The organism is Patescibacteria group bacterium (assembly GCA_041661625.1).
GTDB lineage: Bacteria > Patescibacteriota > Patescibacteriia > JAHIZJ01 > JAHIZJ01 > JBAZUB01.
The window spans coordinates 212,822-229,550 of sequence record JBAZUB010000002.1; the positions used below are offsets into that span (position 1 = coordinate 212,822).

Below are 16,729 nucleotides of genomic sequence, written 5' to 3' on the forward strand. Positions count from 1 at the left end.
TGCGCATCACTTTCTTAAAATCTGAGTGATGCCTGATGTTGTAAAAACAAAATCGAAACCATTACCCCCCGTACCTGATACCGTACCGATTTCTGCGCCGGTTGAACCCGCGAAAAAGCCGATCATCGAGGTAGTGGGCGTAAATAAGATGTTTAAGGTCGGTAAGAACATTATTCCGGTATTAAAAGACGTCAACGTCAAACTATACCCGGAGGAGTTTGTATTGCTACTGGGTCCGTCTGGGAGCGGCAAATCAACTCTGCTCAATACCATGCTGGGTTTAGAAATCCCCACGTCAGGCAAGGTCATGCTCCAGGGGGTGGATATTACCAAAAAAAAGATGAATGAAATGGCGCGATACCGCCATAAGGTCTTTGGCATTGTCTTTCAGAAATCAGACTGGGTACGTTGCGTCAATGTTATCGAGAACGTAGCCTTGCCTCTGGCCATTGAGGGTCGGCCGCGCAAGGAAAGAATGCCCAAGGCCTGGGCGCGTCTCAAAGAAATGGGAATGGATGATCACGCCCACTACATACCGAGCGAGCTATCGGGTGGACAGCAGCAAAAAGTATCATTAGCCCGGGCGCTGATTAATGATCCGCCGGTCATTGTCGCTGATGAACCAACCGGGAACCTGGATTCTGTTTCGGCGGACAAGGTTATGCGTTTTTTTAAGGAATTGAACGAGAAATACCATAAGACCATTCTTATGGTCACGCATAATATTGAATACGTGAGTTACGCTTCACGGACGATCTACGTCAAGGACGGCGTTATCACCGAGGGCATGGGCTGATATGAAGCTGACCTATACATTTTTTCTGGCCGGATCGAATTTGAGGCGCCGAAAATTTCGAAGCTTTTTAACGATTGGCGGTATGGCAGTCGGTATCGCGCTGATCGTGTTTCTGCTTTCACTTGGCTTCGGACTCCAGAATATGATCAAGAGCCAGGTAACCAACGCCGAGGCATTAACCGTATTGGATGTTTCCAAAGGCGAATCGACCTTACTCGAGCTGAATGATAAAACTATCGATCAATTCAACAAAATCAACAGCGTTCAGGATGTCAGCCCGTCATTAAGCTTATCGGGCCAAATCGCTAATCAAGACGCCGTTACCGATGTTGCCATCTATGGCATTGACCCAAAATTCATCTCATTGGAAGGGTTAAAAATAAGCTTTGGTAAAGAATTTACAGCTTCGGATGCAAAGGAAATATTCATCACGACGACGGCGTTGAATCTTATCAACATCGGAGATCCGGAAGCGGCGGTCGGTGAAAAAGTTAAACTGAAGGTATTGGTACCGGAGAAGCTCGAAGGTACTACGGAAGAGAATTTGGTTAGCAAGGAAATCGACGTTACCATTGCCGGTGTGATTAATGACGAGGAGCTGACTATTGTTTATGCGCCGATCAAGTTTCTAGAAACCATCGGTTTCACTCCAGAGTACAGTGCCGCCAAGGTGAAAGTTGATCCGGAAAAAGTAAAAGAGTACAACCTCGCTCGGATCAAGGTAACCGACGAATCTAAATTACCCGAAGTGCGCAAACAAATCGAATCGATGGGGTATCAGGTGGACTCCGTAGCTGATACGGTCGGCCAGATTGACAAGATATTTATGGTATTTGAAATTATTATGGGCGCGTTCGGCGGAATTGCCATGTTTGTCGCCGCGGTCGGCGCGTTAAATACCTTAACCGTATCGCTACTTGAACGTACTCGTGAAATCGGTTTGATGAAATCGCTCGGAGCCGCTTCAAGCGATATATACCGTTTGTTTCTAGTGGAATCAATAACGATCGGTATGGTGGGCGGTATTATTGGCATTGGTGTGGGCTTCGCCATGGGCGAGGGTGCGAATTATGGACTGAATTTTCTTGCGCACAAAGTCGGCGGTGATGGAGTGGATATATTTTATACACCGCCGATATTCATCGCCATCGTGCTAGCTGTCTCATTCGTAGTCAGCGTGATTACCGGTTATTACCCCGCCCGGCGCGCGTCAAAGATTAATCCGCTCGATGCTTTACGTTACGAATAAAAATATATGGCAACCAAAATAAATGATAGTTTGCCGCGGCTGTATGTCAAGCGGAAAAGGCGGACACTGGGCGAGTTGCTGCAAGGCGCCAATGTAAAAAATTCCCAAAATTGGGTATCGATCCATCGGTCATCAAAGGATTTGTTAACCACTTTCGAGAGTGAGGGGCTGGTGGTGTCTATCAACGGCAGCGGTACCTTGAGTCCCGATCATCCAGCCAACAAAGAAGCCGCTGCGGTGGCGGCAGCGGTAATCGAGCGCCAGGGGATAGTTATCAATGGCGGCCGGAACACGGGCATAATGCAAGCAACTGCCAAAATAGCCGGTGACAACCTGATGGGTATAATATTTCCAGAACTAAAAGATCAGATAACAAAAAAAGGTAAATTCGCTATTGTGAATTCACCAACGCCGCGAATCGAATTATTAGCCACGTGCGCGCCAATTGTCGTAATATTTCGCGGTGGTTTGGGCACGCTGATGATCCTGATGCGGGCGATCGCCCACCTGCGCAATCACCGGTTCCACCCGAACCAGCCACCCCAATTGATATTCGTCAGTAATTATTGGATTGGCTTGCTGACGACGATGATGAATATGGGCGCTTTGCCCCAGGAGTTTTTATCCGAATTAAAATTCTTTGTCCGGGCGGATCAGGTTATCAAGCAATTACCCATTATTCAAAATAACCCATCATGAAAAAGCAATACATCGTAATAATTGCCGTTATCGTAATAGTGGCGGGTGGTGTGGCAGCGTACTTCTGGTTAAATAATAAAGATATTACCAATCAAAACGCAAACACCAATAATAATGCAGTCGCTAATATAAACAACAACGCCAACTCGAACAGCAACACGAACGTCAATGAAAATGACAATGCTAATGACGTAAACGTGGTGACAAATAACGAAGTAACGGTTGAGGGAACGGTGTTCGTAAAGGGCTACAAGACCCCCAGCGAATCATACGGTATTCTCACTACCAATAATCAGGAAGTCGGCTTGGGCAGCTATGATTCGGCGCGGGAACAATTTCGCATCTTCGTGGGTGATAAGGTTAGCGTTACATTTGAAAAAGTCTGCCGCAGCAACCACGAAAACTGCTGTCGGTCATTATTTTTCTACTGCGGGACGGTAAAAAATTATAAAAGCATTAAGTAATAAGTCAACCGCCATCGAGAAGGTTTAGCCGATAATTCTATAAGACTACTCAGAGCCACCCGTGTAACGCTGTATCTAATTGCGGCATTTTGGGTAGTTTTTGGTGCAATGTGGCTGTTTCGAGAATCAGATTATCGATGGTTCTATTTTACCGGCGCAATTGGAAATGCGGTTCTGTTGACAATGCTGACATATCTCATGAGTCGCGGAAGCAAGTTGGCCTATTGGCTGTTAGTCTGTCTTATGGTCGCGAACATAATATTAACCTTAGCTGACCAGATCGGGTGGTTCGATATTGCGTATCTGTTGCCAGCCATCGCGGTACTTATAATGTTGCTGCGGGTTAGAAAAATCAATCCTCAACTGAGCTAATTATGAACATAATTAAATAAACAATATTCATGTCCCACGAAATGCAAAAAAGCGGACCGGCCGGTGCGGTCTACGGACTGGGTTTGGTCGGCGCGGCGGTCTATTACATCGGTCACGCGGCCGGGTTTTGGCTGGGCGTGCTGGGTTTTCTCAAGGCGCTGGTTTGGCCGGCGATGCTGGTTTATCGGGCGCTGGAAGTTCTGTATCAATAGACGATCAAAAACAATCGGCGTATAATTACTGTATGGGTGATTTCGGTATAGCCCAACCGAATATTTATGAAAAAACCACTAATAATAATTATCTCGGCGTTCATCTTGTTGGCCGCGATTGTAGTGTTTTTACGTTTGGTAGTGGGTGGCGATGAAGACACTTGGATCTGCTCGAACGGCGCGTGGGTAAAGCACGGCCACCCCATTTCTACCCAGCCGGATACTATTTGTGGCAACACGACGAACACAAATAGCGCCACAAATACGAACAGTGCGAGTTCGGTTCACATCGTAAATGATTATAAAACAAAAGTAGTTTACACAATTGTTGCTCCCGAAGCGGCAGAAATAGCCGCCTACGAAAACGACTGCCGACAGCGGGGCGGGACTTTTCATACATGCGGAAGCATTTGTGAACCGAGCGCTAGAATTTGCGCGTCAGTATGCGCGTACACGTGCGATAATATTTCGGAATAGCCTGTTTGGTTGTTAACCTTTTAATTAAAAGGTTAGCGTAATCACTCTTGCCAAATCGCCCAAAACCCCGTACTCTCAAGGCAGTTAATGCCTAATTTTGTCGTCTGATGGACAATCAAGTCGAAGAAATAAAACAGCGGCTCAATCTGGTTGAAGTCATCCAGGAATACGTTAAGCTGACTCCGGCCGGCACTAATTACAAAGCCAACTGCCCATTCCACCAGGAAAAAACGCCGTCTTTTATGGTGTCCGAGGATAAACAGATCTGGCACTGTTTTGGGTGTGGTGAAGGCGGGGATGTGTTCGGTTTTGTGATGAAGATGGAGGGCATGACCTTTCCCGAGACTTTGCGCCTATTGGCCGAGAAAGCCGGAGTGCAGCTGCGCCGGCGCAATCCCGAGAATGAGAATCGCAATACCCGGCTACTGGAAATAAACCAGGCGGCGGCGGGTTTTTATCATCAGACTTTGTTAGAACGACCCGAAGCCCAGCCGGCGCGGGATTATCTCAAGGAGCGGGGCGTGTTGGCCGAAACTTTGGAAGAATTCGAAATCGGTTTCGCTCTCAAGGCCTGGGATGAGTTGGGAAACTTTCTGCGGAGCCAGGGCTACTCCGACGATGAAACGTTTTCAGCCGGCTTGACGATAAAGAAGGATAAGGGTAATGGACACTACGATCGTTTTCGGGGCCGAATTATGTTCCCGCTGGCCGACGCGCACGGCCGGGTGGTTGGTTTTGGGGGTCGAATACTGCCCAGCTTGGACGATGGCCAGTCCGGTAAATACGTGAACTCGCCTCAAACCGCGATTTACAATAAGAGCACTATTCTTTTTGCGCTCAATCTAGCCAAGCAAGAAATCAAGAATCACAAGATAGCCGTAGTCGTTGAAGGCTACATGGATGCGCTGTCTTCGCATCAAGCCGGCATTAAGCACGTCGTAGCTTCGGGCGGTACGGCGCTAACCAACGAACAGATTCGGTTACTGAAACGATACGCGTCGGCCGTGGCCTTGTCTTTTGACATGGATCCGGCCGGATTCGAAGCCGCCAAACGCGGTCTGGAAGTGGCCTGGCAGCAAGAGATGGAGACGCGGGTAATCCAGCTGCCCTTTGGCAAAGACCCGGACGAATGTATCCGCCGCGATCCGGCCGCTTGGCAGCGAGCCGTTGAGCAAGCCAAGCCGTTCATGGATTATTTCTTTGCCAAGACATTAGCCGATCATCCACCAGCCACGGTGCAGGGTAAAAAAGACACGGCCAAGATTTTATTGCCACTGATTGCCCGGTTGCCCGATCCGATTGAAAAATCCCATTATTTGCAACAGCTGGCTAATGCCATTAACGTTCCCGAACAGGCTCTCCAGGACAAATTACGGCAAACTCGACCTGGCCAGACCGTTCGCACCCAAGCCGTAGCTAATGTCGCAACCACCATGGTCAAGAATCGTCCGGAACAACTGACTGATTTGGTGTTGGGCCTGCTCTTATTAGCTCCAGATCAGCTGGAAGGAATCAGCCAGCGGCTTGAGCCGGAACAGTTGCGGGGTGAGAACCGGGACGAACTTTACAAGCAGATGATAATATATTATACTAAAAATCAGCATTTTGGCAGTGAGGAGTTCGTTCAATCACTCGTTCAACACAGCCCCACATTAACCCAATTAGCGGAGCGGTTGCGTCTCTACGCCCAATCCCAAACGGGTGAGCTGTCTGAACCGGTCAGCGAACTAGCCCGAAAGACCTTTGCGGAGGCTCTGCCGTTCCTCAAACGGCATCAGCTTCTCGATACCATTTCACGCCTGGAGCGGCAATTGCACCAGGCCGAGGCGGATCGGAAAACAGAGGCCATTGATACATTGACGAAGGAAATTACACACTTGACTGAATCAATCAGTCAATCAGAGTAAGGTTTTTAATTACACTAACGCCGCCTCCTCGGGGGCACCAGTTTCCTGATCCCGGTCGCTGATGACATGGGCAATCGGGCAGCTGGGAAGTTAGGACTTTTCTATGCCAAAAAAACCAGCCAAACTCAAGAAGAAGCGACCGGCTCGGCCGATTGTCCACAAGAAGAAACGACCAGCGTCGAAACCCAAGCCAAAGTTCAAGAAACGCCCGATTAGAAAACCTCATATTCGTGTCAAGGCTGTGAAGAAAATAGCACCCAAACACGAATTGGTCGAACTCGACGAGCACGCGGTCAATATGTTATTGCACAAAGGCCGGGTGCGTGGTTTCGTGACTGAAAAAGAAGTACTGTACGCGTTTCCAGAGGTGGAGGAATACATGGACCGGTACGAGGATTTTCTGGATCGGCTGGATCAGCAGGGCATGCAGGTGGTTGAATCCGACGCCGGCATACTCGATACGCACACTACTCAGGCAACCAGTACAAAGGCGACCGAACTGGAAAGTCAGCGTTACGATTTGAGCGATATTTCCGACGACTCCATTCAGATGTACTTGCGGGAGATCGGCAAGGTGCCGCTGTTGTCCACTGAAGAAGAAGTTCAGCTGGCCAAGCGCAAAGAACGCAGCGATGTGGAAGCCGGCAAGAAGATGGTTCAGGCCAATCTAAGGCTGGTGGTTTCGATCGCGAAAAAGTTTACCGGACGCTCGCTGTCATTGCTCGATTTGATTCAAGAAGGCAACATCGGCTTATTCCGTGCCGTAGAAAAATTTGATTATCGCAAGGGATACAAGTTCTCGACTTACGCTACCTGGTGGATCCGTCAGGCAATCACGCGCGCCCTGGCTGACCAATCGCGCATCATCCGCATCCCGGTGCATATGGTGGAGACGATTAATAAATTCCAGCAGATTGAACGCCAACTGATCCAGGATTTGGGTCGGGAACCGCTACCCGAAGAGATTGCCGCTGAAATGGGCCAGGAGGTGGAGAAGGTCAGGCACATCATGAAGATTTCCCAGGAGACCGTATCGCTGGAAACATCCGTCGGCGAAGAGGAAGATGAGTCGACTTTGGGAGATTTCATTGAAGACGATAAAACTCTATCACCGGACCGGGTGGCCGCCCTGCAGTTGCTAAAAGACCACGTCCACGATATTATCAAAGAATTACCCGCCCGGGAGCAGAAAATACTGGAAATGCGCTTTGGCTTGCTGGACGGCGTATCGCATACGCTGGAAGAAGTTGGCCAGGAGTTCGGCGTCACCCGCGAGCGTATTCGGCAGATCGAAGCCAAGGCTCTGGAGAAGATTCAAGAGCACGGCGGGATGAAAAAGCTGCGGGATTACTAGACAAATTACCTTCACAATCGAATCCCTATAGCGCTCCGCGATAGCTCAATGGTAGAGCAACCGGCTGTTAACCGGTAGGCTGTCGGTTCGAGTCCGACTCGCGGAGCGCTATAGGGATTTTGTAATTAATCGATAGCTCAATGGGTCCCGCGAAACGGGACGGGCAGGAGTGAGCAAACCGGCAGGCACAGCGAACGCCGATCGCTCCGAGCGGGCGCAGGAGCGAGCGCTGCCCAGGAAGAGCAACCGGCTGTTAACCCCGCAAGAAATGCGAAGCAGGCCGGTACCCGCCCGCTACGCCTGAGCTTCGCTCATGCGAAGCGATGACGGGCGGGGGCTGTCGGTTCTCCGCCACCTTGAATTTTGATATATCAAAGAAAGGCGGACCCCGCCTTCATGGCGGGGGAGTCCGACTCGCGGAGCGCTATAGGGATTTTGTATTCGGCTGGACAACAGGATTGCTTCGCCCGATGCAGACATCGGACCCGCAATGACGAGTGCTGTGCGGGCGGTTGAGATGTGCCCAAGCTATCTTAAATTGTGCTATGATGCATTCATGGAACCGACCATCGAAAAAAAACTAACCGGGCAGGAAGTGTTGCTCCAGAAAGTGCTCCAATCCACTGAGCGCACCCGCAAGTATATTCTCTGGTCAATCATCATTGGCCTGGCGGTGTTTATTATCCCGCTGATTGCGATGATGTTTATGCTGCCGGCTTATCTTAAAGCCATCGACTTCACCGGTTTAGGTTTGTAGCCGATTGCTCAAATATTCGCAGAATACATTGGCATGTTTAAGACCAGCTGATTTTTAGGATAGTTGACACCGAATTATTTATCGTATAGGATACACACGTTCATACCGGTTGCGGATGCAATTCGGTGGGTTCGGGGTGACTTATCTCACAGGGAGGATTGACCTATGCTGCGTGCAGTGGCCGTGGTGACAGGATGGGAACTCGTCGATGTCGATGACGATGCGACGATCGAAGCGGTGCTGGCAGCCGCCGGGTACGTGAAGCGCGATGACGATGAGGTTTGGACCGAGCTTGATTCCGGTCCGAGTCTGGGCCGGACAATCAACTCGGAGCAGGTCGTGATCATCCTGCGGGAACCGCCGGACCTCGACCAGACCGATGACGATGGCGAGGATGACGAGGACGAGGATGAGGACGACGTCGACGGCGCGAAGTCCGGAGCGGACGGTGGCGAGACGGACGGCGCGGGAGGCGGCACCGACGGTGGCGGCGAGGGCAAGAAGGACTAGGCCGGTCTAGCGGCCGATCCCGGTCAACCGACCTAACGGTCAAAAACTCACAAGCTTTTTGAGGGAAAGCAGGTGAGTTCTTTTTATACAGAAATTAAAAATTAATAATTCCCGCCTGCCACTGCGAGGCAAGAGCGGGCAGGCAAAATACAAAATTGATAATGCAAAATTGCGATGAAACTGCCAACATAGTGATAATTGCCCCGATACTATCAGACAAGCAAGTAGGTATTACTAAGGGTTGCCACGCCGTTGTATGTCTAAAAACAGTGAATTATTAGGACAATAATAGTATCTGAAGTTAACCAAATAGCCTAATACACCGGCCGGGTATTGCATTTTTTAACGTCCGAGTTACAATACTACGGATGCCCACATGCATGCGGGCCGTCATTATTTAACCCCCCTGGACACGCCGCCGGCTCCAGCCGCACTGTCCCCATATCTCCATGCTTCAGCTAGAAAATGTCGGTAAAACCTACCAGGAGGACGATAATTTTGCCGTACTAAGCAACGTAACCCTGTCAGTTCATGACGGGGAGTTTGTGTGCGTACTCGGGCCGAGCGGTTGCGGCAAGACGGTTCTGCTAATGCTGCTGGCCGGCTTGATCATGCCCACCTCCGGCGCATTGACCATGAATGGACAGCCCATCACCCGGCCGGATCGGTCGCGGATACTGATGTTCCAGCACAATGTTCTGTTGCCCTGGAAGACGGTGCTGAGCAACGTACTGTTCGGAATGACGAACATGGACATGTCGGAGAAACAAAAGCTGGAGCAGGCGCTGTATTATATCGACCTGGTGGGACTAAGCCAGTTCAAAGGCTGGTACACCCACAAGCTATCAGGCGGCATGCAGCAGCGGGCGGCGCTGGCCCGGTCGCTGGCAGCCAATCCGCAGGTACTGCTGATGGACGAGCCATTCTCGGCGCTGGACATTGATTATCGCAGATTTTTTAGAAAAACGCTGGAGCGGATCTGGCAAATGCGGAAACAGACCATCGTCTTGGTCACTCATGACATTGAAGACGCAGTTCGTTTGGCCGATACGGTGTATATATTGACGGCCCGGCCGGCCATGATCAAGTCGGTGTACCATATAGACCTGGAACGACCGCGCAGCCGGCGGGGTACGCAGGCGGCGGATCTGGAAAGCTTCTCCAGGCGGATCAAGCACGATCTGGCGGGAGAATTTAACAAGTCGGCAGGAGAACCTGAGTTGGACGAACAATTATTAACTCAATATCAATTATGAGGCGCAACATCATGCTTGGTTTGTCAGTCGTCATCCTGGGTCTGGGTATCGGCTGGATGGTTACCCGGAACAAAGTCGACCCAAATGACGGGTCGCTCAAATCAATCAAAATCGGATACAATTATCAACAGAGCACCATAGTGGGTCCTGTCATCGTAGCATCCGAAAAAGGTTATTTCCGGGACGCCGGTTTGGACGCGGAATTGGTTCCGTTCCGGTCCGGCAGCGAGATCAAACAGGCACTGGCGGGCGGCACGGTGGATGTCGCTTCACTGTCCACCGTCGACCTGCTCATATCCGTGGACAAACAGGCGCCGGTCAAAGCCCTGGCTTTTTCCAGCTTCGGTCCGCATTTTCTCTACGTGCGGCCCGAGGATAGCGACCAGCCGCTGACATATTTTGCCGATAAGACATTTGCCACCCGCGCCGACGGCAACGGCGGTCTGGTCGTCAGTACGGCATTGCAACAGCTGGGCGCCGACGTGAAAGCGATAAAATTTCTGGACGTGGACAAAGCGGCCCGCGGGCTGGCGCTGATGCAGAACCGGACTGTGGACGCGGCCACGTTGCAATACGACCAGCGTCAACAGATGCTCGACGCGGGCGCGGTCCCGCTGAAAGCCTGGCAGGACGGGGGATACGCCAGCGCGCAAGATCCCAAATACACCACCGTTACCATGACGCTGATCAATACGGATTACCTGTCCGGCAATGCCGACGCCGCCTCGGCGTTTATTGACGCCATCATCCGCGCCCACGAATACACCGATGAGAACTTGGAGGCCAGCGCCCAGATCATCGCCGACTATACCCGCACCGCGTCGGCCGGGGCGATCGACCTGTCCGTCGATGACATTGCCGGCTCATGGCGCGACCAGGTCATCAACCGGCATATCTGGCTTGATCCCACCATCCTGGACGCGTCCATCAAGGCGGCATATGGTCTGGGCATAATCAACCGGGAGATGCCGGCGGCGGAACTTTTTGACCTGCGGTTCCAGGACCGACTGCGGGCGGCCGAACAAAACATCTATGGGCAATAAAGCCAAAACAATCGGCTGGGGGTTACTGCCGTTCATCGTGCTGCTGCTGGTCTGGTTTTGCGTGACTGAATTTGGCTGGGTATCGAAATGGCTGGCGGCTACTCCGTACGACACCGGCCGGGCCTTCATACGTCTGATCGGCAACGGCCAGCTGTTGAAGCTGATCGGGATCAGCGCGCTCAATGTTATTCCGGCCTATCTGGCCGCGTTCGCTCTGGCATTGGTTGCCGGCATCGGCATCGGCCTATCGGGCCGAGCCCAAAAAATCGCCGGTCCGATTCTGGCGGCATTCTACGCCATGCCGTCATTAACCTGGCTGCCGTTCATTGTGCTGACGCTGGGTTTCACCCGCAATGCCATCTGGTGTGTGGTGGCTATTTCCGTATTCCTGCGGGTGATCCACAATGTCATCGGCGGGGTGCGCAATGTGAATGCCTACTGGATCATGTCGGCGCAGAACCTGGGTTTGTCCCGCCTTCAGATCATCCGGTCCGTGGTGATACCCGGCGCCCTGCCGCAGATTATCGTTGGCTTGCGCCAGGGGTTTCACTCGGCGTGGCGGTCGCTGATCGCCGCCGAGATGCTGATCAGCACATTCGGCGGGCTGGGCAAATACATCTGGTCGGCGCAATGGACCATGGACTATGCCAAGGTCATGAGCGGCATCATCACCATCGCCATCATTGGCGTAACGGTGGAGCAATTGGTTTTCCGCCGGCTGGAGCGGGCCACGCTGGTGAAATGGGGCATGGTCCGTGAGGGGGCATAAAGTGAAGTTTGTACTACTCGGTTGGGGCGGGAAGCGGTGCTGGTGGCGGAGAAGTAGCAATAAAATATACTTAAGTTAAAACATGATAACACCGTGATAGCCGGGGTATTTTGGGTTTTAGTATTGACAAATTTAATAAAATATGAAATACTGCCGAATCCATCGAGTAAATATGAGATGGTTGGTGTCATAGACCGGGGTCACGCAAGAGGAGGGCGCGGAGTTGGCACAGAAGAAGCGCAAGATTCGGAATCGCCGCCGATATGGGCGGCTGCTCATTCCCATCATTCTGCTCGGCATGGTCGGAGGGCTACTGGCGACGCGACCGCTGATGCGCGATCGAGTTATGCATCGACTTACCACATCGCGGTATATCCTCGATGGGCCTATGGTTCCCGCGGACACCGCCAAAGCGGCCTTTCTGCCGGACTCGGCCTTCCTCGCCCAGTTCTGCAATCTGGATGATCTGCGGGCGCCTCTGCAGAATTGCATTCGCAATCTGCCAGCCTGGCATCAACTGGTCAGACAGACTTGGAACGAAACCCTGGGCTTGCAGATTGACGTTATCCTGCAAGAGCATTTGGATGCCAGCGGTCGTACGGATCCAACAGAGCGGATGGCGCGCAGTCAAGCAGCGATCCAGTTGATTCTGGAGCGGGAAGCCTATCCGGTAATCGGTATGGAAGGCTGTGATCTGACCAGGATCGACGGTGAGAGCCAGTATCAGCTGCTGCGCGCTTTCTATCAGAAGCGTGGCTTACCGTTACCCGCCGAAGAAGAAATGCGCGGGCGGGTCTCGATGTTTATGCAATCGAATGGTGGCACGCGGTATGCTCTCGAACACCGAAACACGCTGGTCTTCGGCTGCGAAGTGGAAAGCCTGCTGACAGCCGAAGGGGTGTTTGTGGAGGGGAAGCTGGATCAGTATCTCAGCGACCCTTACATCAACAACCTGCTGACGGTATTGGGTGCCAGCCGGAGCGTCATGGCTGTGGCTACTACGATCCGCACTTTGCGGGCACAGCATCAGACGCGGGGCGTCATCATCTTTGGTGCCGCCCACGAGCCGGACCTGAAGTTCATCCTTCGGAGCTTGGGCATCCGGTCCAAGTTCTACAATACCACAGCATAGTCTTATTGCCCGCCGGGTTACACTTGGCGGGCATTCTTTATTATCACCCTTGATACGAGCGATTCTTTTTTATTCAGCCCGCTTTCAGCAATGGGGCATAAATTAAAAGTGGATGAATATTTTTATCATGGAACTAACATATTACATACTTTCATTAATCGACCCGAGACATGCCCACAGCCATGAAGATTACATTAAGCATCGCTATCACCGCCGTGATTTGCGGAATCGGCGGATTCTTTGGCGGATACCAGTATCAGAAGTCACACACTAAGGTCGCGGCCGTGCCGGGCTTCAATCAACCGATGGGCGGTGCCGGCAGTCAGCGTCCGGAAGGTATTAATGGCGGCCGTATGGGAGCGGGTGCCGGTTTCCGGCCGGTCAGCGGGGAAATCACCGACTTGTCCGGTAGTACCGTCACGGTTGTTGACAGCAATGGCATCACCAGCCAGGTTAAGGTGTCCAACGCGACGGAAGTCAGTCAGACCACCACTGGCACGTTAAACGACTTGCAAACCGGAGACCAGGTGTTGGTTATGGGGAGCCAATCTTCCGACGGTTCCATCGCCGCCGAGAGCATCCAACTCAACCCCGCAAACACTTTTGGGGCAGGGATGATCCCGAACGGCGTGCAATAACCCAGGTCTAACAATTAAACCCAAAACAACCTCTGGAGGATGAGGGGTTGTTTTTGTCACACAAATGTTTGTTATTCCATCACACTGGAAGCCAACTTGACTAGTTCCATTATTACTGTTAATATTGGAATAGGTGTTTTTTAACTCTAATCGATTGGAATAATAATGAAACCATTTATTCCCCCATTATTACCGCCAAAATTCAGTTACGAATTGCTGATAAAGGATATTGGAGAAGCGCGGGATGCGTTAGGTGAGCTGCGTGGACTTTTAACTCATGTCAAGAATCATGCATTGTTGACAGCTCCTTTGTTGACCAAAGAGGCGGTAACTAGCTCATCAATTGAGGGTACGCAGGCAACTTTGGAGGAGGTCTACAGGTATGAAGCAGAGCAGAAAACTAGCCAGATAAGTGAAAAGGATAAGGATATAAGGGAAATCATTAATTATCGTTGGGCAATGCAAACGGCAGTTTCCGAAATGAAAGTACGACCTATTGGAGAGAACTTATTAAAAAAGATACACAGCATACTACTAAATTCTGTAAGAGGAGCAAATAAGGATCGTGGAAATATTCGTCGTATTCAAGTGCACATAGGGGTGCCAGGACGACCAGTTGAGGAGGCAAGATATATTCCGCCACCACCCCAAGTGATCTCATCACTACTGCACAATTGGGAAAATTATATTCATAGTAAAATGGAAAAGGATCCAGTTGTAGAGATTGGGGTAGCGCACTACCAGTTTGAAGCTATCCATCCTTTTACAGATGGTAATGGTAGAATTGGTAGATTGTTGATACCGTTGCAATTGTATCAAAAAGGAATATTACCCTACCCCGTGCTTTACACAAGCCAATATTTCGAGCGTCACAAAAAGGTATATTACGATCAACTACGTTCGGTGAGTAGTGATAATGATTGGACGGGGTGGCTTCAATTCTTCCTAAATGCAGTAACAATACAATCTTTAGAGACAAAAAAAACAATTATTCAAATGATACGCTTATACGATAATCTCAAGGAAAAGACCGATGACATGCAGTCTAGATATGCCGTTGGGGTGTTAGATCTTATATTTAAAAATCCTGTAATTTCGGTCTCGACGATACGCAAAAATATAGGTGCCAAGAGTCCACAAACACTATATAATTTAGTCGATAAGTTTATTGCCATGAAAATATTGCAGCCAGCCGGTTCCAGGAAAAGAAATCAGATATATGTGTTTCGTGCGCTATTGAAGATTGTAGATGGCATATAACTCATATACTACACCTAATAACTAATTCAGCCTCCCTTCAGCTTCGTGGAATATTCTCCTAATATAGGAGGATATTTTTCTGACTACGCTCGTCGCGGACGTCGAGCTTCGTCAGATAAAACTGGCTACTATTTGACCTTATTGCACAGCAATTACCCATTCATATACTCAAATTTAATCCGCATTTATCATGTTTGTACTCAAGTATCTCAAAGGTGAGCTGCTGCACCGGCCGGGCAAGACGGTGACAGTGGCGCTCGGACTGGCGATGGCCAGTGCCATTATTATTACGATCGTGTCGATCTCGCAGAGCCTCTCGACCGCTCAAAAAACGGTATTGAATCCGCTGTCGAGCGTCGGCACCGACATCATGGTCAGTCGGACGGTGGATCAGGAGAACATTGCCACGTTGGACGATGCCACGCGTCAGGAAGCCATGGAAAGTAATCGAATCAAGATGGACTTCGCCACGCTGGGTCAGCCGGGCGAAAAGTTTTCGGCTGACACGATGATGCCCGGCAGTTTATTGACGTTTGATTCCGCCGAGACATCGAAGATCGACAGCAGTCTGGTGCAGTCGTACGCCGGGGGTTTGATATTGAGTGTCGCTCATCAGGAAGGCACCATCCCCGACCTGGCCGTGAATGTGGAAACGGGCGGACAGTCGATCGGATTCAGCCAGCGGTTTGAAATGACTGATGAAATGCAGAAAGAATTCGCCGACGCCCAAGCCAAAGCCCAGGCCGATCTCAAAGCCAAAGGTATCGATCCGAATTCAGCCGCCGGTCGGGAGGCCTTGCGCGAGGCGATGCCGCGGCCGTCCAGCATGGTCAGTGGTACGATAGAGGTACCCAAAGAAGTAATCAACCAGCGGGTGGGTTCGTTCAGCACCGACGTTAATTCCGAGAATTTTACACTCGGCGGCGTTGATACGTCGAAAACCGACATCGGTCTAATTCTGCCCAGCCAGATCGTGGAAGGCCGCTATTTGGAGAATGCCAACGAGATCGTAGCCACGCGCGCCTTTGCCCAAAAGAAGAATTACGCGCTCAACGGCACGGTCAAGATTAATAATCAAGATTTTACCCTGGTCGGCATTGTCGATCCGAAGCTGTACACCATGTCGGCTGATATATACATGTCGCTGGCCGATGCGCAGACGCTATCGGATCGCGCCGGCCGGATCAATGTATTGCTGGTTAAGGCGACCAATGCCGATAACGTGGATGCCGCTGGCACGAGCGTGGCCGCGCTATTCACCGGCGCCAAAGTGACCGATGCGTCGGAAACGGCCGACCAGGTGACCGGCAGTCTAGTCAACGCTTCGAATCTGACCAACAAGTTTATCGGCATCACCAGCGTCGTGGTGGTAGCCGCCGCGCTGATCATTGTGTCGCTCCTGACGGTGCTGTCGGTCAATAAGCGCGTGCGCGAGCTGGGCACGCTCAAGGCGATCGGCTGGAGCAACGGCATGATCGTGCGCCAGATCGTGACCGAAAATATTGTGGTGGGCATCATCGGAGCGGCGGCGGGCATCGGATTGGGTCTGCTGGGTTTATTCCTGGTCAATCATTTTGACATCCAGCTGTCGGCCACGTTCCAGAAGACGGCCAGCGAGGGATTCGGCTTCATGCGTCGGTTCGGCGAGGACAGCCAAGCCGCCGCCGGTACGACTACCGCGGTGCCGCTGCACGTTAATCCGTCGGCCATGGTGCTCGGCCTCGGCGCCGGTGTGGCCATTCTCGGCGCCATTGTCGCCAGCTTGTTCGCCTCGCTCAAGGCGTCGCGGATGAAACCTCAGGAAGCCTTACGAAATATCGAATAACCCTATGGC

Annotated in this window: 17 protein-coding genes and 1 tRNA gene; all 18 read left to right on the forward strand. The window is 51.3% G+C overall.

Features of this window, described 5'->3' with window-relative positions:
• Positions 1-28: 28 nt before the first annotated feature.
• The 18 genes from WC734_04455 (at position 29) to WC734_04540 (ending at position 16,720) form a co-directional block, all read left to right on the forward strand.
• Positions 29-796, forward strand: a complete 768-nt coding sequence (locus WC734_04455) for an ABC transporter ATP-binding protein (GenBank protein ID MFA6198371.1) — start codon at positions 29-31, stop codon at positions 794-796.
• 1 nt (position 797) lies between these two features.
• Positions 798-2,045 (forward strand): FtsX-like permease family protein, encoded by a 1,248-nt coding sequence (locus WC734_04460; protein ID MFA6198372.1) that lies wholly within the window; start codon positions 798-800, stop codon positions 2,043-2,045.
• A 6-nt stretch (positions 2,046-2,051) separates the two neighbouring features.
• On the forward strand, positions 2,052-2,744 hold the full coding sequence (locus WC734_04465) for a hypothetical protein (protein MFA6198373.1): 693 nt from the start codon (positions 2,052-2,054) through the stop codon (positions 2,742-2,744).
• Positions 2,741-3,208, forward strand: a complete 468-nt coding sequence (locus WC734_04470; protein MFA6198374.1) for a hypothetical protein — start codon at positions 2,741-2,743, stop codon at positions 3,206-3,208. Before WC734_04465 ends, WC734_04470 begins: the two co-directional genes overlap by 4 nt.
• A gap of 401 nt (positions 3,209-3,609) precedes the next feature.
• The gene (locus tag WC734_04475) at positions 3,610-3,792 is read left to right on the forward strand and encodes a hypothetical protein (protein MFA6198375.1); all 183 of its coding nucleotides are present in this window, start codon (positions 3,610-3,612) and stop codon (positions 3,790-3,792) included.
• Between the two features lie 66 nt (positions 3,793-3,858).
• Positions 3,859-4,269 (forward strand): hypothetical protein, encoded by a 411-nt coding sequence (locus WC734_04480; GenBank protein MFA6198376.1) that lies wholly within the window; start codon positions 3,859-3,861, stop codon positions 4,267-4,269.
• A 107-nt stretch (positions 4,270-4,376) separates the two neighbouring features.
• A complete protein-coding gene (gene dnaG, locus WC734_04485; protein ID MFA6198377.1) occupies positions 4,377-6,176 on the forward strand; it encodes a DNA primase in 1,800 nt (599 codons plus the stop codon).
• A 103-nt stretch (positions 6,177-6,279) separates the two neighbouring features.
• The gene (rpoD, locus tag WC734_04490) at positions 6,280-7,530 is read left to right on the forward strand and encodes an RNA polymerase sigma factor RpoD (GenBank protein MFA6198378.1); all 1,251 of its coding nucleotides are present in this window, start codon (positions 6,280-6,282) and stop codon (positions 7,528-7,530) included.
• Between the two features lie 34 nt (positions 7,531-7,564).
• Positions 7,565-7,636, forward strand: a tRNA-Asn gene (locus tag WC734_04495).
• A 450-nt stretch (positions 7,637-8,086) separates the two neighbouring features.
• Positions 8,087-8,287 (forward strand): hypothetical protein, encoded by a 201-nt coding sequence (locus WC734_04500; GenBank protein ID MFA6198379.1) that lies wholly within the window; start codon positions 8,087-8,089, stop codon positions 8,285-8,287.
• A 165-nt stretch (positions 8,288-8,452) separates the two neighbouring features.
• Entirely contained in the window at positions 8,453-8,797 is a 345-nt protein-coding gene (locus tag WC734_04505; GenBank protein MFA6198380.1) for a hypothetical protein, read from the forward strand.
• A gap of 449 nt (positions 8,798-9,246) precedes the next feature.
• Positions 9,247-10,053 (forward strand): ABC transporter ATP-binding protein, encoded by an 807-nt coding sequence (locus WC734_04510; GenBank protein MFA6198381.1) that lies wholly within the window; start codon positions 9,247-9,249, stop codon positions 10,051-10,053.
• The gene (locus tag WC734_04515) at positions 10,050-11,096 is read left to right on the forward strand and encodes an ABC transporter substrate-binding protein (protein MFA6198382.1); all 1,047 of its coding nucleotides are present in this window, start codon (positions 10,050-10,052) and stop codon (positions 11,094-11,096) included. Before WC734_04510 ends, WC734_04515 begins: the two co-directional genes overlap by 4 nt.
• Complete coding sequence (locus tag WC734_04520) at positions 11,086-11,865, forward strand: ABC transporter permease subunit (GenBank protein MFA6198383.1); 780 nt, start codon at positions 11,086-11,088, stop codon at positions 11,863-11,865. Before WC734_04515 ends, WC734_04520 begins: the two co-directional genes overlap by 11 nt.
• A 388-nt stretch (positions 11,866-12,253) precedes the next feature.
• Entirely contained in the window at positions 12,254-12,997 is a 744-nt protein-coding gene (locus WC734_04525; GenBank protein ID MFA6198384.1) for a hypothetical protein, read from the forward strand.
• A gap of 170 nt (positions 12,998-13,167) precedes the next feature.
• Positions 13,168-13,635, forward strand: a complete 468-nt coding sequence (locus WC734_04530; GenBank protein MFA6198385.1) for a DUF5666 domain-containing protein — start codon at positions 13,168-13,170, stop codon at positions 13,633-13,635.
• Positions 13,636-13,800: 165 nt separating this feature from the next.
• Positions 13,801-14,895 (forward strand): Fic family protein, encoded by a 1,095-nt coding sequence (locus tag WC734_04535; GenBank protein ID MFA6198386.1) that lies wholly within the window; start codon positions 13,801-13,803, stop codon positions 14,893-14,895.
• Positions 14,896-15,085: 190 nt separating this feature from the next.
• On the forward strand, positions 15,086-16,720 hold the full coding sequence (locus WC734_04540; GenBank protein MFA6198387.1) for an FtsX-like permease family protein: 1,635 nt from the start codon (positions 15,086-15,088) through the stop codon (positions 16,718-16,720).
• Positions 16,721-16,729: the final 9 nt, after the last annotated feature.

Excerpts from the sequence above, each read along its gene's own strand:
- WC734_04455 (MFA6198371.1), top strand. The coding sequence starts at position 29 with ATGCCTGATGTTGTAAAAACAAAATCGAAACCATTACCCCCCGTACCT.
- WC734_04460 (MFA6198372.1), top strand. The coding sequence starts at position 798 with ATGAAGCTGACCTATACATTTTTTCTGGCCGGATCGAATTTGAGGCGC.
- WC734_04465 (MFA6198373.1), top strand. The coding sequence starts at position 2,052 with ATGGCAACCAAAATAAATGATAGTTTGCCGCGGCTGTATGTCAAGCGG.
- WC734_04470 (MFA6198374.1), top strand. The coding sequence starts at position 2,741 with ATGAAAAAGCAATACATCGTAATAATTGCCGTTATCGTAATAGTGGCG.
- WC734_04475 (MFA6198375.1), top strand. The coding sequence starts at position 3,610 with ATGTCCCACGAAATGCAAAAAAGCGGACCGGCCGGTGCGGTCTACGGA.
- WC734_04480 (MFA6198376.1), top strand. The coding sequence starts at position 3,859 with ATGAAAAAACCACTAATAATAATTATCTCGGCGTTCATCTTGTTGGCC.
- dnaG (MFA6198377.1), top strand. The coding sequence starts at position 4,377 with ATGGACAATCAAGTCGAAGAAATAAAACAGCGGCTCAATCTGGTTGAA.
- rpoD (MFA6198378.1), top strand. The coding sequence starts at position 6,280 with ATGCCAAAAAAACCAGCCAAACTCAAGAAGAAGCGACCGGCTCGGCCG.
- WC734_04500 (MFA6198379.1), top strand. The coding sequence starts at position 8,087 with ATGGAACCGACCATCGAAAAAAAACTAACCGGGCAGGAAGTGTTGCTC.
- WC734_04505 (MFA6198380.1), top strand. The coding sequence starts at position 8,453 with ATGCTGCGTGCAGTGGCCGTGGTGACAGGATGGGAACTCGTCGATGTC.
- WC734_04510 (MFA6198381.1), top strand. The coding sequence starts at position 9,247 with ATGCTTCAGCTAGAAAATGTCGGTAAAACCTACCAGGAGGACGATAAT.
- WC734_04515 (MFA6198382.1), top strand. The coding sequence starts at position 10,050 with ATGAGGCGCAACATCATGCTTGGTTTGTCAGTCGTCATCCTGGGTCTG.
- WC734_04520 (MFA6198383.1), top strand. The coding sequence starts at position 11,086 with ATGGGCAATAAAGCCAAAACAATCGGCTGGGGGTTACTGCCGTTCATC.
- WC734_04525 (MFA6198384.1), top strand. The coding sequence starts at position 12,254 with ATGGTTCCCGCGGACACCGCCAAAGCGGCCTTTCTGCCGGACTCGGCC.
- WC734_04530 (MFA6198385.1), top strand. The coding sequence starts at position 13,168 with ATGCCCACAGCCATGAAGATTACATTAAGCATCGCTATCACCGCCGTG.
- WC734_04535 (MFA6198386.1), top strand. The coding sequence starts at position 13,801 with ATGAAACCATTTATTCCCCCATTATTACCGCCAAAATTCAGTTACGAA.
- WC734_04540 (MFA6198387.1), top strand. The coding sequence starts at position 15,086 with ATGTTTGTACTCAAGTATCTCAAAGGTGAGCTGCTGCACCGGCCGGGC.